The 20723-nt window shown below is 61.2% G+C and carries 19 protein-coding genes; 8 read left to right on the top strand and 11 right to left on the bottom strand.

Annotation, left to right across the window (positions count from 1 at the left end):
- Positions 1–191 precede the first annotated feature (191 nt).
- Positions 192–356: a hemin uptake protein HemP gene (locus K3728_05740; protein UWQ97462.1), complete on the top strand. Its 165-nt coding sequence runs from the start codon at positions 192–194 to the stop codon at positions 354–356.
- Between the two features lie 13 nt (positions 357–369).
- Here K3728_05740 and K3728_05735 read toward each other — a convergent pair whose 3' ends face one another.
- The 4 genes from K3728_05735 to K3728_05720 all read right to left on the bottom strand — a co-directional run bounded on the left by K3728_05735 (position 370) and on the right by K3728_05720 (position 4506).
- Positions 370–939, bottom strand: coding sequence for a cobalamin biosynthesis protein CobQ (locus K3728_05735; GenBank protein ID UWQ96731.1), 570 nt, complete (start codon positions 937–939; stop codon positions 370–372).
- Positions 940–998: 59 nt separating this feature from the next.
- Positions 999–1364, bottom strand: a complete 366-nt coding sequence (locus tag K3728_05730; GenBank protein ID UWQ96730.1) for a hypothetical protein — start codon at positions 1362–1364, stop codon at positions 999–1001.
- A 121-nt stretch (positions 1365–1485) separates the two neighbouring features.
- Entirely contained in the window at positions 1486–2919 is a 1434-nt protein-coding gene (locus K3728_05725) for an NAD(P)(+) transhydrogenase (Re/Si-specific) subunit beta (protein UWQ96729.1), read from the bottom strand.
- A gap of 12 nt (positions 2920–2931) precedes the next feature.
- A complete protein-coding gene (locus K3728_05720) occupies positions 2932–4506 on the bottom strand; it encodes a Re/Si-specific NAD(P)(+) transhydrogenase subunit alpha (protein ID UWQ96728.1) in 1575 nt (524 codons plus the stop codon).
- A 181-nt stretch (positions 4507–4687) separates the two neighbouring features.
- On the opposite strand from K3728_05720, the gene K3728_05715 reads away from it, so the two are divergent.
- Positions 4688–5449 (top strand): SDR family oxidoreductase, encoded by a 762-nt coding sequence (locus K3728_05715; protein UWQ96727.1) that lies wholly within the window; start codon positions 4688–4690, stop codon positions 5447–5449.
- Between the two features lie 129 nt (positions 5450–5578).
- On the opposite strand, the gene K3728_05710 is transcribed toward K3728_05715, so the two are convergent.
- Both K3728_05710 and K3728_05705 read right to left on the bottom strand, forming a co-directional pair.
- Positions 5579–7120 carry an AMP-binding protein gene (locus K3728_05710; GenBank protein UWQ97461.1) on the bottom strand — a complete coding sequence of 514 codons (1542 nt, stop codon included), beginning with the start codon at positions 7118–7120 and terminating at the stop codon, positions 5579–5581.
- 34 nt (positions 7121–7154) lie between these two features.
- Entirely contained in the window at positions 7155–7649 is a 495-nt protein-coding gene (locus K3728_05705; protein UWQ96726.1) for a hypothetical protein, read from the bottom strand.
- Positions 7650–7748: 99 nt separating this feature from the next.
- Here K3728_05705 and moaA point away from each other — a divergent pair, with 99 nt between their 5' ends.
- Complete coding sequence (moaA, locus tag K3728_05700; protein UWQ96725.1) at positions 7749–8759, top strand: GTP 3',8-cyclase MoaA; 1011 nt, start codon at positions 7749–7751, stop codon at positions 8757–8759.
- A gap of 307 nt (positions 8760–9066) precedes the next feature.
- Here the strand turns inward: moaA and K3728_05695 are convergent, their stop codons facing one another.
- The 5 genes from K3728_05695 to argE all read right to left on the bottom strand — a co-directional run bounded on the left by K3728_05695 (position 9067) and on the right by argE (position 14101).
- Entirely contained in the window at positions 9067–9396 is a 330-nt protein-coding gene (locus K3728_05695; GenBank protein UWQ96724.1) for an RICIN domain-containing protein, read from the bottom strand.
- Between the two features lie 319 nt (positions 9397–9715).
- Positions 9716–10234: a hypothetical protein gene (locus K3728_05690; protein ID UWQ96723.1), complete on the bottom strand. Its 519-nt coding sequence runs from the start codon at positions 10232–10234 to the stop codon at positions 9716–9718.
- 148 nt (positions 10235–10382) lie between these two features.
- Positions 10383–11546: an amidohydrolase gene (locus tag K3728_05685; GenBank protein ID UWQ96722.1), complete on the bottom strand. Its 1164-nt coding sequence runs from the start codon at positions 11544–11546 to the stop codon at positions 10383–10385.
- Between the two features lie 63 nt (positions 11547–11609).
- Complete coding sequence (locus K3728_05680) at positions 11610–12953, bottom strand: FAD-binding oxidoreductase (GenBank protein ID UWQ96721.1); 1344 nt, start codon at positions 12951–12953, stop codon at positions 11610–11612.
- Positions 12950–14101 carry an acetylornithine deacetylase gene (gene argE, locus K3728_05675; protein ID UWQ96720.1) on the bottom strand — a complete coding sequence of 384 codons (1152 nt, stop codon included), beginning with the start codon at positions 14099–14101 and terminating at the stop codon, positions 12950–12952. Before argE ends, K3728_05680 begins: the two co-directional genes overlap by 4 nt.
- A 267-nt stretch (positions 14102–14368) precedes the next feature.
- Between argE and K3728_05670 the strand changes: the two genes are divergently transcribed.
- From K3728_05670 to K3728_05650, 5 genes are all read left to right on the top strand, one after another.
- Complete coding sequence (locus tag K3728_05670) at positions 14369–15364, top strand: ABC transporter ATP-binding protein (GenBank protein UWQ97460.1); 996 nt, start codon at positions 14369–14371, stop codon at positions 15362–15364.
- Positions 15364–16620, top strand: a complete 1257-nt coding sequence (locus K3728_05665; GenBank protein ID UWQ96719.1) for an ABC transporter ATP-binding protein — start codon at positions 15364–15366, stop codon at positions 16618–16620. Before K3728_05670 ends, K3728_05665 begins: the two co-directional genes overlap by 1 nt.
- An 81-nt stretch (positions 16621–16701) precedes the next feature.
- Positions 16702–18423: a peptide ABC transporter substrate-binding protein gene (locus tag K3728_05660; GenBank protein UWQ96718.1), complete on the top strand. Its 1722-nt coding sequence runs from the start codon at positions 16702–16704 to the stop codon at positions 18421–18423.
- A gap of 239 nt (positions 18424–18662) precedes the next feature.
- A complete protein-coding gene (locus K3728_05655) occupies positions 18663–19670 on the top strand; it encodes an ABC transporter permease (protein UWQ96717.1) in 1008 nt (335 codons plus the stop codon).
- Complete coding sequence (locus K3728_05650) at positions 19663–20712, top strand: ABC transporter permease (protein UWQ96716.1); 1050 nt, start codon at positions 19663–19665, stop codon at positions 20710–20712. The genes K3728_05655 and K3728_05650 overlap by 8 nt, the downstream gene beginning before the upstream one ends.
- Positions 20713–20723 lie beyond the last annotated feature (11 nt).

The raw sequence follows: 20723 nt of genomic DNA, 5'->3' as shown, positions 1-20723 counted from the left end.
GGCCGCCAAACGGACGCAATTGCCCCCCGTCCAGCTCTGCCCAACCGTTGCAGCGCAGCGATACCTGTGCGCCTCATCCGGCCACCGAAAGCGTTCCGAGTAAAAGACTCAGGATTGACAAGTCCGACTCATTTAGTCAGATTTACCACAACAGCACGCCAAAGGAGCCGACCATGACCTTTCAAGCCCGTATGACCGAACCGGACAACACGCCCCCCGCCGTTCGCCCCTCGAGCGAGCCGATCTACGACGCGCAACGCCTTGTTGGCGCCGAAGGCACCGCTTTGATCGTGTTGGACGATAAAACCTATACGCTGCGCATTACCCGTGCGGGTAAACTGATCCTGACAAAATAGGATCGAAGGCGCTTCAGAAGACGAAGCGCCAGATGTTGTTAGATCCCAATTCCGCCAGTAACAGCAGCGCAAAAACCACCCGCCAGCGCCAATCCGGCACCCGCCACCACAAAAGCACAACCAGCGCGATGCAAAGCGCCAGTTCGGTCGGTCCGACCCAGTTGGCGTGGTGGTGCCTGTCCCAATAGCTAACCGGGCTGTCAAAGATCCACCGGCTAAGCGGCCAGAAATGCGCCCGCCCGTCGCCCGCGTGCAGCGGGAAATCAAAGGCGATATGCACCAGCGCTGCACCGCTGAAGGCGATAAGCACCCGCCAGCCCTGCCAAAGGGCCAGCGCACAGACGATCCCCCAGAGAATGAAAGAATTATCGACGGCAAAGACCGTCTGCCAAGTATCAGAGTAATAGAGCTCTCCAAACACCACCCGCGCCTCGGTGCCTGCAATCAGCAGGTGCCAGCCCACCATCAGATAAAGTGACAGATCAGGCATCAGCCCCCCTGCCAAAGCGGCGGCAAGGGTCCAACGGTGTTCGGGCCTACCGAATGCGGCAGCGCCGAAAATAAGATGTGCGGGCGTGTTCATAGCGCCACCTTGCCGCTTCAGTGCTGCAAGGGAAAGCGCCTACGTTCAGAGGCCAGACGTTAGACGAACACGAACTCGATACCATAGGGCTGACTGCCCGCGTAATCGGTGTGCACATAGACGTAGAGCTGCCCGTTCACTGTCCGGAACTCGACGTTGGTGAAATTGCCGTGGGTATGGGTCGTGGAAAAGAAGACCGAGCCATAGGTCACGCGCACCCGCGCCAATTGGCCTGCTCTCACCGGCAAGTAGTAGCATTGCGATTGGTGCGCGTTGGCATGGCCGTGGACTGTATGGGCGAAGGCCCCCCGCGGGAAATGGACTTGCTGGCAGCCATGACCCGTGGCTTGCGCCTGCATCGGGGCAAGGGTGGCGGTGACGGTGGAAACGGCCAAAGCCGCAACGGTGAGGAAGGAACGGAACATAAGGGGCCTCGTGAAAATGACAGCGGTTTGAATGCCGCCAGCCTACACGGGAAGGCCCAATGCACCAAAATGAAAAACCCCGCCGGATTGGGCGGGGTTTTCTGACTTGATCGCCTTGGCCTTAATCGACCTTCGGCAGCAACGCATCGAGCGAGGCTTTCGCATCGCCGTAGAACATGCGCGTGTTCTCTTTGAAGAACAGCGGGTTCTCGATGCCCGAGTAGCCCGTACCCTGGCCCCGCTTGGACACGAAGACCTGCTTGGCCTTCCAGCATTCCAGAACCGGCATACCGGCGATGGGGCTGTTGGGGTCATCTTGAGCTGCAGGGTTTACGATGTCGTTGGAGCCGATGACGATGGCGACATCCGTATCCGGGAAGTCCTCGTTGATCTCGTCCATCTCCAGGACGATGTCGTAAGGCACCTTGGCCTCGGCCAGCAGCACGTTCATGTGGCCGGGCAAACGGCCCGCAACGGGGTGGATCGCAAAGCGCACCTCTTTGCCCGCAGCACGCAGCTTCTTGGTCAATTCGCTGACCGCTTGCTGCGCTTGGGCCACCGCCATGCCGTAGCCGGGGATGATGATGATGCTGTCAGCCTCGTTCAAGGCCGTCGCCACGCCGTCAGCGTCGATGGCGACTTGCTCGCCTTCCACGGCCATCTGCTCGCCCGCCGGACCGCCGAAGCCGCCCAGGATGACGCTCACGAAGCTGCGGTTCATCGCCTTACACATGATGTAGGACAGGATCGCCCCGGAGGAACCGACCAACGCGCCCACAACAATCAGCAGATCGTTGCCAAGCGAGAAGCCGATCGCCGCCGCTGCCCAACCCGAGTAGCTGTTGAGCATGGAGACAACCACCGGCATGTCCGCGCCACCGATGCCCATAATCAGGTGGTAGCCGATGAACAGCGCCGCCAAGGTCATCAGGAACAGTGGGAAGAAGCCGCCCGTATTGCAGTACCAGATCAGCGTCAGCAACGACACAACCGCCGCTGCGATGTTCAGCATATGGCCGCCCGGCAGTTTCGTCGCAGCGCTGTCCACACGGCCCGCCAGTTTGCCGTAGGCAATGACAGAACCGGTGAAAGTCACGGCACCGATGAAGACGCCAAGGAACAGCTCTACTCGCAGGATGGAGATCTCGACCCCGGATTTATGCGCCAAGAGGCCCGCGAAACCGGTCAGCGCGTCGCGCGTCTCGGCGTCCATTCCCATGACACGGCCCAACTCGATATGGGCGATATAGCCCACAAGAACCGCCGCCAGACCGACGAGAGAGTGCATCGCCGCGACCAGTTCGGGCATTTGCGTCATTTGCACCTTGGTGGCCAGTTGATAGCCGATGGCCCCGCCCGCCGCGATCATCATGATCGACAACAACCAGTAGCCTGCGCCGGGGCCCACAAGGGTTGCCGCCACAGCCAAAGCCATACCCGCGATGCCGTACCATACGGCCCGCTTCGCGCTCTCCTGCCCGGACAGACCGCCCAGAGACAGGATGAAGAGGATTGCCGCGACCACATAAGCCGCTGTTGTGAAACCGAATTCCATTATCCCGCCCCCTTAAGATTTCTGGAACATGGCAAGCATGCGCCGTGTCACGAGGAAGCCGCCAAAGATGTTGATCCCCGTCATAAAGACGGCCAGCGCGGCCAGAATGACGACAAAGAAGCTACCCGAGCCTACCTGCGTCAACGCCCCCAGAATGATGATCGACGAAATCGCATTGGTGACCGCCATCAGCGGCGTATGCAGCGAATGTGCAACGCCCCAGATTACTTGGAAGCCTACGAAAATCGCCAGAACGAAGACGATGAAGTGCTGCATGAAGCTGGCGGGCGCCACAAGGCCCACCCCAAGCAGCAGCGCTGCACCCACAGCAATCAGGCCGACCTGCATCTTGGTCTGCTCTTGGAAAGCGGCCACCTCTTGGGCGCGTTTTTCCTCAGCCGTCAGTTCCGGCACCGGGGCCGCTTTGGGTTGCGCCGCGATTGCGGCCACCTTGGGCGGCGGCGGCGGGAAGGTGATTTCCCCGCCATAGACAGCCGTGGCGCCCCGGATCACGTCATCCTCCATGTCGTGGTTAACCTCACCATCCTTTTCAGGGGTCAGGTCAGCCATCATGTGGCGGATGTTGGTGGCGTAAAGCGTGGAAGATTGCGCGGCCATACGCGACGGAAAGTCGGTGTAGCCAATGATTGTGACGCCGTTGTCGGTGACGATCTTCTCGTCCTTCACGGTCAGCTTGCAGTTGCCGCCGCGCTCTGCTGCGAGGTCAACAATCACAGAGCCGGGCTTCATCGCGGCCACCATGTCCTCGGTCCACAACTCGGGCGCGTCGCGTCCGGGGATCAGGGCCGTGGTGATGACAATGTCGATTTCTGGCGCAATCTCGCGGAATTTGGCAAGCTGAGCGGCCGCAAACTCGGGGCTGGAGACGGCGGCATAGCCACCGGTTGCCGCACCGTCCTGCTGCTCTTCCTCGAAATCAAGGAAGACAAACTCTGCGCCCATGCTCTCGACCTGTTCGGCCACTTCCGGGCGCACGTCGAAGGCATAGGTGATCGCGCCAAGCGAGGTAGAGGTGCCGATCGCGGCCAGGCCAGCAACGCCCGCGCCCACAACCAGAACCTTGGCTGGCGGCACCTTACCGGCAGCCGTGATCTGCCCCGTGAAGAAGCGGCCAAAGTTGTTGCCCGCCTCGATCACCGCGCGGTAACCGGCGATATTGGCCATGGACGACAGCGCGTCCATCTTCTGGGCGCGGCTGATGCGCGGCACCATATCCATCGCGATGACATTGGCGCCCTGCTTGCGCGCGCTTTCCATGCCTTTTTCGTTCTGGCCCGGATAGAAGAACGAGATCAGAAGCTGCCCTTCCCGCAGCCGCTTGGTTTCGGTCGTGTTGGGCGGGCGGACCTTGGCGACGATATCGGCCGCTTTCCAAAGGGCCGCACCGGTTTTGACAACCTCGACCCCGGCCGCCTTATAGGCGGCGTCCGAAAACCCTGCGAGCGCACCCGCGCCGGTCTCGATCACACATTCATATCCAAGCTTTTGCAGCTGCACAGCCGAGTCCGGCGTCATCGCCACCCGTGCTTCACCGGCCTCTACCTCTTTCGGAGCCCCGATTTTCATCGCACTTCCCCCCGTTGATTATCGCCAAGGCCCAAAGGCCGCTCAGTATCCCAGTACCAAGCCCCAACGGAAGGAACAACGCAGTGACGCAATTTTGTTGCGCAAAAGCAGGTATACAGTGCCGCAGCTTTTCGTCAGGCTGCCCAATAACGTAGCAGTTATCGTGGCAGGGAGCGCAGAAATGAACCTAACAGGCCAACATGCGGTGGTAACCGGCGGCGGCACGGGGATCGGGTTAAGTATCGCCTTGGGGTTAGCTGGACTAGGGATGGAAGTCTCGATTACCGGGCGCGATGAGGCACGGCTGAAGGGTTTAGCTGATGACCATCCGCACCTGCACGCCTTGCCGATGGATGTCACGAATGAGGCCGCGGTGCGCGAGGGGTTCCAAGGCGCGGCAGAGCGGCGCGGCCCCGTCTGCGTCTGCGTCGCCAACGCAGGCATCGCAGAGCCCGCCCGGTTTCACCACGAAACGTTGGATCATTGGCGCAAGACCATGGCCACGAACCTGGATGGGGCATTTTTGACCTTTCAGGCAGCGATGGCGACGCTGGAGCGCGACGCATGGGGGCGGATGATTGCGATATCCTCCATCGCGGGCCTGCGAGGATTGTCGGGGGCGGTGTCCTACACGGCCTCTAAGCACGGGGTGATCGGCCTGATGCGCGGCCTGTCTGAGGAATACATGGGCTCTGCCATGACCTTCAACGCGATCTGTCCCGGCTATGTGGACACGCCGATCGTGGAGCGCAACGCAGTCCAGATCGCCGCCAGCCAAGGCATGACGGAAGACGAGGCGAGAGCATTATTGGCAAGGGGGAACCGTCATAAGCGGTTGTTGGCGTGTGATGAAGTGACCGCGACGGCGCTTTGGCTGGTCTCGGACGCGGCGCGTAGTGTGAATGGGCAAGCGATCCAGATTTCCGGCGGGCAGGTGAGTTAGGGGGTGGCTCGAGAGCCAGGAGTATCGCCGACTACGTCGTCGATCAGGGGGCGCTGCCCCCTTGGCGGTTTTCCCAAGGAAAACGCGCCTACCCCCGCGATATTTTTGAAAAGATGAAGGAGAGGCGCGTCAGCGGAGGGCGCGGCGCAGGATCTTGCCGGTCGTCGTCATGGGGAGGCTATCGGCGAGAATAATATGGCGGGGCACCATATGGGCAGAGGCTTTGGTGCGCACGAGGGTTTTGAGGGCCGTTTCGATATTCGTGGTATCGGCACCGGGGCGCAGGACGACGTGGGCGACAATCGCCTCGGTTCGGATCGGGTCCGGGACGCCGACGGCGGCGGCGAGGGTGACATCGGGGTGGGTGCAGAGGGCTTGCTCGATCTCGACCGGGCCTATGCGGTAGCCGGCGGAGGTGATGACATCGTCATCGCGGGCGTGGAAGGTGAACTGGCCGTCAGGCGATTGGGTGGCCAGATCGCCGGTGCGCAGCCAGCCATTGCGTATTTTCTCAGTCGTGGCCTGCGGTTTGTTCCAATAGCGTAGCATCATCACCGGATCGGGGGATTTTACGCAGATCTCTCCGACTTCGCCGGGGCTGACTTTCGTGTCGTTGGGGCCGAGCAAGGCCACCGCGTGGCCCGGAACCGGAAGGCCCATGGCACCGGGGATGCGCGGCATCGGGCCGTCGCAGGCGGCGATAATCAGGTTAGCCTCGGTCTGGCCGTAGAATTCGTTGATCGGGCAGTGGAGCGTTTCACGGGACCAGTCCAGCAGATCAGGGCCGAGAGCTTCACCGCCGGAGCCGATGGCCCGTAAGCGCAGGTCTTGGGGGGGCGTTGCTTGGCGCATCAGGCGCAGGGCCGTGGGCGGCAGGAAGCTGTTGGTGACATTTTCGCGGGCCATCAGGGCGAAGGCTGCATCCGGGTCAAACTTGGCGAAGCGATGAGAGACCAGCGGCACGCCGTAGAACAGGCAGGGCAGCGCCATGTCCATCAGCCCGCCGATCCAGGCCCAATCGGCCGGGGTCCAGCCGATATCGCCTTTCTGGGGGAAGTCGCCTTGGGACAGCTCCATGCCGGGCAAGTGGCCATAAAGGAAGCGATGGGCGTGCAGCACGCCTTTGGGATCGCCCGTGGTGCCGGAGGTGTAGATCATCACTGCCGGATCTTCGGCCGTGGTGGCGGCGATTGCGCGCAACGGGGGCGCAGCCATTGCCACCTCTAGCGAGGCTGCGCCCGCGCGCGCCCGTGTGGTCAGGATCACCGGCGCGCCTGTAATGGCGCGAAGCTTATCCTCGACCGAAGCCTCCACGATCACCGCTTTCGCACCGCTATCGGACAGGCGGTAGCGCAGGGCATCTTCGCCGAACAAGGTAAACAGCGGCAGCGAGATCGCGCCCAGTTTGAACGCTGCCAGATGCGCCACCAGAACCCGGGGGTTCTGCGCCATCAAGATCGCCACCCGGTCGCCCCGCCCCACGCCCTTCGCCGCCAGCGTTGCCGCCAAGCCATCGGAGGCGGCCTTGAGCTGGCCGTAGGTCCATACCTCATCGGGCGGGCCGATGTGGCGGATCGCGATGCGGTCCGGGTCGGACCGCGCCCAACGCTCACAACAGACCTCGGCGATATTGAGCGCCGGGGGGATGTGCCACGCAAACGCGCGGCGCATGTCGGCCCAAGTGCCCTGCTTGGGAATCACCCGGTTAATCGGCGATTACCGTAACTGTGGGCAGGGAGGTCAGGCTTAGGCCCAGGGCTTGAAATGCCGCCAAGGACAGGCGCGAGCCTGATCCACGTTCGCCGCCAGACGGGCGGGCTGTGACCTCCACCGTGGTGCCATTGGGGGCCACGACGGTGGCCGTGCGCTCTCGGTCCACCAGCGGCGTTTCGATCCAGAGGCCCGGCACGGTAGCGTCCCCAAGGCTGGCGACCGTGAAGCCGCGCACGCTGTCGCCGGCAGCGGTGTTACCCTCAGCCACGGCGGCGGCGCGCACGGTGTTGTCCGTGGGCGCGATATCTTCGGCCGCAGCCTCGCCCACCACAGCCTCGGAAATTACCTCAGCCGCCGCGGCGTCTTCCGCCGCGGCGTTGCGCCCGAACCCGCTGCCCGGTCCATCGCCGCTGAACATTCCGCCAAGCCCGCCATTGGCACAGCCCGCTACCGCCAAAACCGCCAGCAAAGAAATCGCTCGTGTCATCTCGCACCTCTCAACACGTTTCGCGCCAGACTAGGCCCGCACTCAGCCGTGATCAACCGCTCCCTTGTGCGCCCTGCCTCACCCTCCTACTGTCCGCCCATGACCCAAACCGCCCCCCTCATTGATCCCTTTGCGCGTGCCATCACTTACCTGCGCGTCTCCGTCACCGACCGCTGCGATTTTCGCTGCGTTTACTGCATGTCTGAGAACATGCAGTTCCTGCCGAAGAAAGAGCTTCTGACGCTGGAGGAGTTGGACCGCATGTGTTCCACCTTCATCGGTTTGGGCGTGCGTAAGCTGAGGATCACGGGCGGAGAGCCCCTTGTGCGCCGCGATATCATGACCTTCTTCCAAGGCATGAAACGCCACCTTGATAGCGGTTATCTGGAAGAGCTGACGCTGACAACCAACGGCAGCCAATTGGCGCGATTTGCGGAGCCTTTGGCCGCGGCGGGGGTGAAGCGGATCAACATCTCCCTCGATACGATTGATGAGAAGAAGTTCGCCGAAATCACCCGTTGGGGGCGGCTAAAGCAGGTAATGGACGGGGTAGACGCGGCGCTGGCGGCTGGTCTGAAGGTGAAGATCAACGCGGTGGCGCTGAAGAACTTCAACGAGGATGAGCTGTTCACCTTGCAGGAATGGTGTCTGGCGCGCGGCATGGACCTGACGTTCATCGAGGTGATGCCCATGGGCGATCTGGGAAATGAAGATCGGCTGGACCAATATTGGTCCCTCAACGACCTGCGCGCGCGACTGGCGGAACGGTTTACCCTGACCGATCTGGCCGAGCGGACCGGCGGCCCTGCCCGCTATGTGCAGTTGGATGAGACGGGCCAGAAAATCGGCTTTATCACGCCGCTGTCCCATAATTTTTGCGAGCAGTGCAACCGCGTGCGCCTGACCTGCACCGGACAGCTCTACATGTGCCTTGGCCAAGAGGACATGGTCGACCTGCGCGCGCCTTTGCGGGCGTCTGAGAGCAACGCGATGCTGGAAGCCGCGATCCGCGACGCGATCAGTCACAAACCCAAGGGCCACGATTTCGACTACTCGCGGCAAGTGGCCGACGGGCAGATGTCGCGCCACATGAGCCACACGGGGGGGTGAATTTCCGGACCCGGTCTTTGACCGGGCAAAAGGTCCAGTGGACCTTTCGGGAAATTCACGGGCGGAGCCCCGGGAATGCCGGACCCGGTCTTTGGCCGGGCAGAAGGTCCAGTGGACCTTTTGGGAAATTCACGGGCGGAGCCCCGGGAATGCCGGACCCGGTCTTGGGCCGAGCAGAAGGTCCAGTGGACCTTTTAGGAAATTCACGGGCGGAGCCCCGGATTGCCACGCATTGCCCCAGTCAGGTCACCCATTCGCAGCAGTAAGAAGCCGCGAATGGATCAACGTGCGTCACGGTTCGGGCGCCCTAGTTAAACCGCCACAATTGGCCCGAGAAGTTACCACAGGGGTCCATGCGAATTGGGCCATCGGCGCGGCTGCTGCTTTCCAGACATTCGTTCGATCCTTCGCGGAATTGCGACGTCAGGCGGTAGTAGCCGCCGCCTGCCGGGATCGCACGCCAGAGTTGGCCCGAGACGTTCTGGCAAATATCCATGAACGCGGGCCCGCCGCCAGAGCGGTTGCTTTCAAGGCATTCGTTAGCGCCTTCGCGGAACTGGGATGTCAGGCGGAAATAGCCGCCGCCCGCGGGGATTGCGCGCCATTGCTGGCCGCTGACGAATTGGCAACGATCCATAAACGCAGGCCCTCCCCCCGCGCTGCGGCTTTCCAAACACTCATTCGCGCCTTCGCGGAACTGGGATGTCATCTCAAAATAACCGCCCGGAAACCCTTGTGCAGAGGCCGCAGAAGCCCCTCCTAAAGCCAAAGTCACGACCAACGCCACTGTCGAACCAATTCTCATGAAAATACACTCCCTAAATCGAAGGCCAAAATTTGCCTTTCTTTTTATGCGCCGCGCCTTGGGCAGCTGGCAACAACTTCGTTGTGGTGCTTGGGCGTTAGGGGTGTGGGGGAGATCGTTTCTATTAACCGTCAGCACGAGTTCCTCGTTTCTAGCCCGTGGGCGGCGGCACCCCGATTTCACACGCCCGGCTCCACTTGATCCGAGCGTTTCCAGAACGTGCCTTCGTCAGCGCTTTTCGGTCGATCATGCGCCCGGATATTCGAAAGCAGCCAAAACCGTCATCGCCTTCGGCACAGTCGACCTTCACGACAAGCAACTTATTGAAATGTCCGGATAGCTTGACCAACGCCTGATCGGTTGTGCTACGCGGTCCGATCGTTTTGATCTCTATGAAATCATTGTCCAACTTCCCATCCGAGCCTTGAGCGTCTGGCAACTTGTGAAGCCGAACACCCCAAATCATCGACCCATACAGCTCCCCCAATGCGCCGTAGATATTCAGGTGTTTGCCTGTCTGCTCAAAGTATTCCTCTGCCGCGTTCACCAGCCGGATGAACTGCCGCAGAACCGGGAGTTCGGCGTTTGGATACTTTCGTTTTAGCTTATCTTGCCACTCCAATACGGGCAGCACCGCGGGTTGCGGCTCGTCGGGGGTCGATGTCCGCATACTCTCCAAATTCACCCCAACTCAGCCATTCCCCGTCGCCAAGGTAAACGCAGCCGCCGACTGGTTCATAAGAATACATCAATGCCTCCCTCGTTATGTCGAGAGAGGCATTTCATAGGGATGTGGAGAATTTACGGCGGAATCCCAATCAAGCCGCTGGCATACGCTTTTCTACGATCTCGGCCCACCAGCTACAGCCTGCTGGGATTGCCTCATCGTTGAAGTTGTATTTGGGGTGGTGGACCATCGCCGTGTCACCGTTGCCCACAAGAATATACGCGCCGGGGCGTTCTTCCAGCATGAAGGCGAAGTCTTCGCCGCCCATGACCAAAGGCACCTCGTCGCAGCCGCCCGAAACAGAGGTGGCGACCTCTGCCGCAAAGGCGGTTTGCTCTTCCGAGTTCACCATAACCGGATAGCCGCGCACATAGTTCACCTCGGCATGGCCGCCCATCATCGCGGCGACCCCTTCGCAGATCTCCGGCACGCGCTTGTTGGCCAGGTCGCGGTTCTCGTTCGACATGGTCCGCACCGTGCCGCGCATGGTGACGGTTTCGGGGATCACGTTGAACGCCTTGCTCTCGGTCTCAAGCGAGGTCACAGACACCACGATCTGGCTAACCGGGTCGGCGTTTCGCGCCACAATGCTTTGCAGCGCAGTGACAGCATGGGCGGCCATAACCGTTGTATCAATTGTCTCGTTGGGCTTGGCGGCGTGCCCCCCCTTGCCCTTGAACTGCACCTCAAACGTGTCAGTCGCGGCGAAAAACGCGCCCGCGCGGATACCGAAAGAACCCACGGGCTTGCCCGGCCAATTGTGCATTCCGTAGACCTCATTGATGCCGAAACGGTCCATCATGCCGTCATCGCACATCTCTTTACCGCCGCCGCCGCCTTCTTCTGCGGGTTGGAAGATCACCGCGACGGTGCCGTCGAAGTTCCGGGTCTCGGCCAGATACTTCGCCGCGCCCAAAAGCATCGCCGTGTGGCCGTCGTGGCCGCAAGCGTGCATCGCGCCCGGCGTCTTGGAGGCATATTCCAGTCCCGTATCTTCAAAAATTGGCAGCGCATCCATATCCGCACGCAGTCCCAGCGTTTTGCCCGAGGTATTCGTCTTGCCCTTGATGATCCCCACAACGCCGGTACGGCCCAGACCAGTCACGATCTCATCACAGCCAAATTCCTTCAGCTTCTCGGCCACGATGGCCGAAGTCCGGTGCGTCTCAAACAGGATTTCGGGGTTTTCATGCAGGTCCCGGCGCCATTCGGTGATCTCGGGCAGCAGTTCGGCAAAGCGGTTCTTCACTGGCATTGGTCTATTCCCATGTTTGATTTTGGCCCGAAGGTGACACCGCCATAGCGCACCTTCAAGCGGTTAAAGGTTTGGTCCGGGCCGCAGGCGCGTCCCGTCGGTGAAGCGTTTCATGGCAAAGCGGCTAAGGTCATGACCCGGCGCGTTATCTTGCGCCATGTCGGCAAGGATGCGCCCGAAAGCGGGGCCGATCCCAAAGCCGTGGCCGCACATGCCGGTGGCCACGATCAGCCCCGGCAGTTGCGCCACATGGTCCACGACGGGCACCACATCGGGCAATACGTCGATCATGCCCGCCCAAGCGGCCCGCGTTTTCACCTCTCCGACCTGAGGGTAGGCTTCAGTGAAGCGACGCTTGATCTCGGCGATTTTACGGGCGTTGGGTGTGGGGTCCAGAATGCGCAGGGCCTCGAACGGGGACCGCGCGTCATCGGCCCATTTTCGCGCCGTCCCCCATGCATCGGGGTAGCCCCTGGGGGCCGGACCACGGGGGTAGACGTCGAATTCTCCGCTCAGGGCGAGCGGCAAGTAGCGATGCAGATTTCGCAACAAATCGGGGCCGGTGAACAGCTCTCCGAATGCGGCGGGGGCAAGGGTATAGCCGCCATCCGCGCGGGGGCGCATGGCCAGTTTGTCATCCACCGCCGCCGTTCCCAAGACCTCCGGCAACGGCTGCGTCGCCATCACGGTCGAGCGTACCGATAGCTGCGGGATGCTTACCCCGTGGCGGCGGAGAAACAGCGACGACCACGATCCCCCCGTCAGCACCACGCGGTCTGCCTTCACCCTTCCCGCTTCCGTCACCACGCCCGCGACGCGGCCTGCTTCCAAATACAGCCCGCGCACCGCGCAATCCTCTACGACTCGCGCGCCGCTGGCCTGCGCCATGCGGGCCAGTTCTGGCACGGCGACCCAAGGCTCGGCCTTCAAATCTGTCGAGGTGTGCAGCCCGCCCACCCAAGGCCCGTTGGCATGGTTTAACACCTCCGCCAGCCCAGTACGGTTCAGAAGTTCGGACGCCACGCCATAGGGCCGCGCCATCTGCGACCAATCCTCAAACCCCGCCATGTCCTTGGGGGTCTTGCCCAGATAGGTGACACCCACCTGCTGCACGCCAAGACGGCCCTGCGCCTCGGCGTTGAGCGCCTGCCACAGGCCTTGAGACTCCAGTGCAATCGGGATCTCGGCCTCATCGCGGCCCTGCACCCTGATCCAGCCCCAGTTGCGCCCCGATTGCTCGGCGGCGACCCGGCCCTTTTCCAGCACCACAACGGACAGGCCCGCCCGCGCCGCATAAAGCGCTGTCGAAATCCCCAGAACGCCGCCGCCAATGATGGCAAGATCAACGCTTTGCGGCAGGTCATCAACGAAAGTTGCCGGTTTGCCCGCGTGGAACGGAAACGTCATGCGACCTCGGACAGAAGCTTTTCGATAAAGGCCTGCCCCTGCTGGAACTGGTCGATGGTGATGTATTCATTGGCCTGATGCGCCTGCGCGATAGAGCCGGGGCCGCAGACCACTGCGGAATATCCCGCCGCCTGAAATTGCCCCGCTTCGGTGCCGAAGCTGACCACACCGCTAGAGTTCAACCCGGTCAGTTTGCGCACCATGTTTTCTGCTTCGCCGTCTTCCTCGGCCTTCAATCCGGGCACGTCCCAGCGCGGTTTCACCCGGATTTCAGCGTCAGGATGCACAGCTTTCATCCCCGCTTCGATCCGCGCAATCTCGGCCAATATCTTTTCGCGCCACTCAGAAACCGATTCGGTGGGAAGCGCGCGCAGAGACAGCACAAAAAAGCAGTCTTTCGCCGTAATATTGTGCGCCGTGCCGCCTTCGATCGTGCCCACATGCAGGGTGGAAAACGGCGGATCGAAGGGCGAATTCGGGTCCGCTGCCGCCACCGATGCTGCGTTCTGCTCGTTGCACCACTGGATCAGCCGGGCGCTTTCCATGACAGCAGACACACCGCGATCTTGTAGCGAGGAATGCACCTCGAAACCGCGGAAATGCAGGTCAAATCCGGTGCCACCCTTGTGGCCATTGATGATCCCCATATCCGTCGGCTCGCCGATAATGGCCAGCGACGCGCGCGGCAGACCGGCCATCGCCTCGATCATCGGGGGCGCGCCCACGCAGCCGATCTCCTCATCGCGCGACAGGGCCAATTGCATCGGCCGTGACACGCCGCGCCGCTTCGCCTCGACCACCCCCCAGATCGCCAGCGCGTCGAATCCCTTCATGTCGCAAGTGCCGCGCCCGTAAAGCTTTCCGTCCTTTTCCGTGACGTGAAACGGGTCCGTATCCCATGCTTGCCCGTCCACCGGAACCACATCTGTGTGCCCCGACAATACGATTCCCCCCGCCTTTTCCGGGCCCACATGGGCGAACAACGAGGCTTTTTTTCCGGTCTCATCATGGTCGCGGGCGCTGTCGATTCCGTGGCCCTTCAGATAATCCGCCACCCAATCCACCAGCTCCAAATTGCTGTCGCGGCTGACAGTGGGGAAGCTGACAAGTTTTGCCATAAGTTCACGGGGCGAGAGGACGTTTGTCATGGGGATTCCGATGTTTTGAGGTAAGCGCCCCATAACCCTGAGCGCGTCCCGATCCATCGTCAAGGCTGCGCCCGCAGCATGTGCCCAAACTTTGAGCCGTCGCCTATTTTGCACGCAACGGAATGCAGGTTGGCCCTTGCGGGAAAAAATTTCCGTGTTAGCGTCAATGACATAGATCGCCCATTTCGACCCAGTCGAGCAACGAGGCGACGTACATCCGACAGGTCAGGGAGACCTCCGCATATGCCCGATGGGGCCGATTCTCAGATGCCCGAAGGGGTAGATCCTTACGTATTGGACGTTCGCGATCTGAAAACAGTGTTCCGAACCCGACGCGGGGAAGTGCACGCCGTCAATGACGTGAGTTTCCGGCTGAAAGCCGGGGAGTTGCTTGGTGTTGTGGGGGAATCCGGCTCGGGTAAATCCGTGACGATGATGTCTCTGATCCGGCTGTTGCCGATGCCTCCGGCCGAAATTCGCGCCGGTGAGGTTTTGTTTGGCGACAAAGATCTTATGCAAGTTACCGAGGATGAGCTGCGCGCCATCCGCGGGGCGCGGATTGGTATGGTGTTCCAAGATCCGATGACCTCGCTGAACCCCGTCTTCAACGTAGGCTATCAGTTGATGGAACCGCTGCGAAAGCACATGGGGCTGAACAAAACCGCCGCCCGCGCCCGCGCGGTCGAGCTGTTGGAACTGGTCGGCATTCCCGATGCGGAGCGTCGCCTGAAAGATTATCCGCACCAGTTTTCCGGCGGCATGCGCCAACGGGTGATGATCGCCATTGCACTGGCTTGTGACCCCGAAGTGCTGATCGCGGACGAGCCGACAACTGCGCTCGACGTGACCATTCAGGCGCAAATCCTCGAGCTGGTGAAAGAGCTGCGCCAGAAACTTGGGATGGCGATTGTCTGGATCACCCACGATCTGGGCGTGATCGCAGGCATCGCTGACCGGGTGATGGTGATGTACGGGGGCCAGGTAGTGGAAGAAGGCCCGGTACGGGAATTGTTCAACAACCCCAGCCACCCCTACACAAAGATGCTGCTTGAAACGATCCCCAGCATTTCCGGCGAACGCGCCGAGCGCTTGCAGGTGATCCAAGGACAACCGCCCATGTTAGGGGCCGCGCCCTCTTCCTGCGCCTTCCGCGACCGTTGCCCCCATGCCTTTGATCGCTGTGCGCGGGAAAATCCGCTGCTGGAAGATGTGGGCATAGAAGGCCACCTTGCCGCGTGTTTCTTGGAAAAGGGAGCCATTTGATGTTGGATGACACCACGGCCCCGACCGCCGCGCGCAAACTTGTAGAAGTGCGCAACCTGCGCATGTATTTCCCCATCCATACCGGCCTGTTCCGCAAGCATACGGGCGACGTGAAGGCCGTGGATGGCGTGAACTTCGACATTTACGAAGGCGAAACCCTTGGCCTTGTGGGGGAATCCGGCTGCGGCAAGTCCACCTGTGGCCGCGCCGTCATTCGCCTTTACGATCCCACCAGCGCCTCGATCAAGATCGACGGGACCGAGCTGGCCTGGGCCCACGATGGGGCCCGCAAAATCGACGCTCGCGCCGCCAAGATTGCCCGCAACGTAAGCATTGCGATCTTTGTCGGTGGCGTTGCCTTGATGGCGCTTCTGGCGGTGCAATTCGCCGCCTTTGCCCAGGGTTGGGCCGTGGCCTTGCAAGCCGCTCTGGTTCTGGCCGCCACCATTGGCGGCTACTTCTTTACCCGCAACGCGATCCGCGCCTCAGGCGCCAAAGCGGCCGGGATCACGGCCGATGACTTCGCCCCTTCGGAAAACGAACTGCGGCGTTTGCGGCCCACCATGCAGATGGTGTTCCAGGATCCACAGGCATCGCTGAACCCGCGCATGACCGTGGCTGCCATCATCGGAGAGCCGCTGTCCGAGCATACCAAGCTATCCAAGGCCGAGCGCAATGAGCGAATCTACGAGCTTCTGGACGCCGTCGGCCTGAACCGTGATTTCGCCAACCGCTACCCTCACGAATTTTCCGGCGGGCAACGTCAACGCATCGGCATCGCGCGGGCCTTGGCGCTGAACCCGAAGTTTATCGTCTGTGACGAACCGATTGCGGCGCTGGACGTGTCCATTCAAGCGCAAGTCGTTAACCTGTTGGAAGATTTGCAGGAAAAGCTGGGTCTGACCTACCTGTTCATCTCCCACGACCTGTCGATGGTGCGCCATATCGCAGACCGGGTGGCGGTGATGTATCTGGGCAAGATCGCTGAACTGGCGCCGCGTGATGCGCTGTTTAACGATCCGCTCCACCCCTACACCAAGGCGCTTCTCAGCGCTGTGCCCGAGCCTGACCCCGCCGCCCATGATGTGGCTGAACGGGTGATCTTGCAGGGCGATGTCCCCTCGCCTTCCAACCCGCCCAAGGGCTGCAATTTCTGCACCCGCTGTCCCGCCGTAATGGACATTTGCCGGGTGGAAGACCCCGAAATGAAGGAAGTGCGCCCGGGCCGCTTTGTGGCCTGTCACCTTCACGACTGAACACAAAAAGACCGCCGAAAAGGTGGCAGAAGAAAACGCCTGAAAAGGTAAACGAAACCAATAAGGAGAGAGAAAACCAAGATGAAACGTACATCCATCCTTCTCGGAGCCGCGGCGGCATTCGCCTGCGCTCCACTGGCCGCGCTGGCCGACGGGCACCTTGCCCGCGGTGGCTCGGGCCACCTCAACATCATCTATTGGCAAGCGCCATCCACGATGAACCCGTTCCTGTCGGGCGGCACGAAAGAGGTTGAGGCCGCGTCGCTGGTTCTCGAAAGCCTTGCGCGTTTTGATGACACGGGCGCCATGGTTCCTTGGCTTGCCGCAGACATTCCAACCGTTGAAAACGGCGGCATCTCGGAAGACCTGACCCAGATTACTTGGCAGCTTCAGGAAGGCATCCTGTGGTCCGATGGCAGCGCGATGACCGCGGCAGACGCCGTGTTCACGTGGGAATATTGCACCCACCCCGAAGGCGGTTGCGCACAGGCATCCTACTTTGACGGTGTTGAAAGCATCGTGGCCGTGGACGACACCACGATCCAGATCACGTTCGACGCACCCACGCCGTTCCCCTACACCGCGCTGGTCGGCTCCGAGAGCCCGATCATCCAGGCCGCTCAGTTCGCTGACTGCCTTGGCGCGCGCGCGCCTGAGTGCACCGAGGCCAACTTCGGCCCCATCGGCACCGGTCCCTTCGTTGTGACCGATTTCCGTCCGAACGACGTGATCGAACTGGCCGCAAACGACAACTACCGTGTGCCAGATCAGCCCCACTTCGCGACCGTGACCTTCAAAGGCGGCGGCGATGCAACGGCAGCGGCACGTTCGGTTCTGGAAACAGGCGAATTTGACTACGCTTGGAACCTTCAGATCGACCCCACGATCCTGAGCCAGATGGAAGCACAGGGGAACGGTACCGTTGTGACTGCCTTCGGTACGTCCGTTGAGCGTCTGCACCTGAACCAGACCAACCCTGATCCGGCACTGGGCGACCTGCGCTCCACCGTTGAAGGGGGCGAGCATCCGTTCCTGACACATCCCGCAGTGGGTCAAGCCATGTCCATGGCCATCGACCGCGCCTTGCTGGTTGAAGTCGGCTACGGCGCTGGTGGTCAGCCTACCTGTAACGTTCTGCCCGCTCCTGCGGCCTATGCGTCTACTGCCAACGATGGCTGCCTTGTGCAGGACATCGCCGGCGCCAACGCTCTGCTGGATGAAGCTGGCATCGTTGACACCGACGGCGACGGCATCCGCGAATTGGATGGTGTGCCACTCTCCGTGCTCTACCAGACCTCCACCAACGCCGTCCGTCAGGACACGCAGGCACTGGTGAAGCAGTGGTGGGCCGAGATCGGCATCGACGCCGAGCTTCGTAACATCGACGCATCCGTGTTCTTCGGCGGCGATCCGGCTTCCCCGGATACGTTCCAGAAGTTCTACGCTGACATCGAAATGTACACGAACAACTTCGCCGGTGTTGACCCACAGGCGTATATGGCCAACTGGCTCTGCTCGGACATTCCTGGTCCCGACACCCAGTGGCAGGGTGCCAACATCCAGCGTTACTGTGACCCAGCCTATGACGAGCTGGTCGCCGAAATGGCCGGAACGGCTGACCTTGCAGCCCGTGGCGAACTGGCGATGGCGATGAACGACATGATTATGCAGTCGTACTCCATCATCCCACTGGTTCACCGTGGTGGTGTGTCCGCACACGCCAACTCCTTGGGCGGCATCCGTATGTCCGACTGGGACAGCGAGCTGTGGAACATCGCCGAATGGTACCGCATTCCTGAGTAATGTGACCTGAACGATCGCCCCGCCCCCTTACTCTCAGGGGGCGGGGCACCCCGCGTTTCTCAACCATCCACCTAATCTTTGTAGGCAGAACCCAATTCCCATGCGGTCCCCCCTTCCCCACCCCCTCCTCGCTACGCTCCTCGCAGGTGTCCCCTTGGGCCATGCGCGCGCAATGACGGACCGGGCAGCGGCGGACCTTATTGGAACTGAGTTTAGCGCCGCGCGAGAGGCCGCCTGATATGCTGACTTTCACCATCCGTCGCCTGATCCTTGCGATCCCGACGTTGATTTTCATTAGTTTCGTGATCTTCCTGATTGTGAAACTCAGCCCCTCGGACCCGACAGCGGGCCTGCCCCTGACGATCCCGCCAGAGGTGCGAGAAGCGATCCGCGAAAGCCTTGGGGTGAACGACCCGATCTTTGTACAATACTTCAAATGGCTCAAACTGATGGTCTGGGACGAGCCTTTGCACATGATTGACGGTTGGTTCGGCACCGCGATGGCGCCCGATGGCCCCCGGATCATCAGCTACCAGACCCGCTCTCCGGTAATGGAGCTGATCATGCAGCGGATGCCGCAGACCCTTTGGGTTGTGGGCACTTCCTACATTGTCGGCATCCTGATCGCGGTGCCGCTTGGCGTGATTTCGGCCTACAAGCAATATTCGTGGTTCGACCAGATCGGTACGTTCATTTCGATGATCGGGTTCTCGGTCCCGACCTTCTTCACCGGCGTCTTGTTCATCGTAATCTTCGCTGTGAACCTTGGCTGGTTCCCTTCGGTCTATGACACCACCCTCGAAGTCACGGACTGGGAAAGCTTCTGGGCCCAGATCCGCCAGATGATTATGCCGGTGATGGTGCTTGGCCTGTTCAATGCGTCGCAAATCAGCCGCTACATGCGGGCTTCGATGCTGGACAACCTGAACCAGGATTATGTGCGCACGGCGCGGGCCAAGGGCCTGGGCGAAAGCGTTGTGGTTCTGGTCCATGTCCTGCGCAACTCGATGATCCCCGTGGTCACCGTGATCGCGCTCAACGTGCCCGCCGTCTTTGGCGGCGCGATCATCACTGAACAGGTGTTCAAGGTGAACGGCATTGGCCAGCTTCTGATCATCGCCATTCAAGCGGGCGACGTGCCAGTGGTGCAGACCGTCAGCTTCATCTTCGCGGTCCTGATCGTGCTCTTTAACCTTATCGCCGATATCCTCTACGGCGTACTCGACCCGAGGATTCGTTATGACTGAGACCTCAGCCGACATCCAAACCACCCGTGCCCCGCGCAACCAATGGTGGGACGTATGGGACCAGTTCCGCACCCACAAGGGCGCGCTCTTCGGGCTTGGGTTCTTCATTTTCTCGCTGTTGTTCGTCTATCTCGGGCCGCTGTTCTGGACGCTGGAAAGCACCTACATCGACATTCGGGCGCGCAATACGAACCACATCATCGCGTGCTTGGGCGTGGGGGGCGGATGGTTTTCGCCCGAAGGTTGGGCCGCATGGTTCAGAGATATGCCCGCGTGTTTCCTATCGCCCGAGGAATTCAGCCGTGCCAACCCAATTTACGCGCTGAAAGTGTCTTGGGCTCATCCCCTTGGCGCGGACCAATTGGGCCGTGATACGCTGGCTCGGATGATGGTGGGGGGGCAGACCTCCATTGCGGTGGGTCTGACAGCGATGCTTCTGGCGCTGTTCTTCGGGACGCTGATTGGCGTTCTGGCGGGCTACTTTAAAAAGATCGACGGGCCGCTGATGCGCCTGACCGACCTGTTCCTTGCCATGCCGCTGCTGCCGCTTCTGCTCGTCATCATCATGCTGTTCCGTGACACGTTGCGAAACGCGTTCGGGCCCGAGGGCGGGATCTTCGTGCTGATCGTTGTGGTCATTGGCCTGACCTCCTGGATGCAAACCGCCCGTGTTGTGCGAGGCGATGTGCTGGCCCTGAAAGAGCGTGAATTCGTGCTCGCTGCCCGGTCCATCGGCACGCCGCCCTGGCGGCTGATCCTGCGCCATGTGCTGCCCAACGTGATGTCCTCGATCATGGTGTCGGCGACCCTTGGGATTGCCAACGCGATCATCACGGAATCGGCGCTGTCGTTTCTGGGCCTCGGCTTCCCGTCAGACTTCCCCACATGGGGCCGCCTGCTTTTTGATGCCACCGATTGGCTGAGCCAGAACCCCGAGCGTGTGATCTGGCCCGGCCTGTTCATCTCGCTCACCGTGCTGTCGGTGAACTACATCGGGGATGGCCTTCGTGACGCTTTGGACCCGCGTATTCGGGGGCGCTAAAGCCCGCCTTC

The organism is Rhodobacteraceae bacterium M385 (assembly GCA_025141835.1).
In the GTDB taxonomy this organism is placed as follows: Bacteria; Pseudomonadota; Alphaproteobacteria; order Rhodobacterales; family Rhodobacteraceae; genus Gymnodinialimonas.
This window is presented reverse-complemented; position numbering and strand designations above follow the sequence as displayed.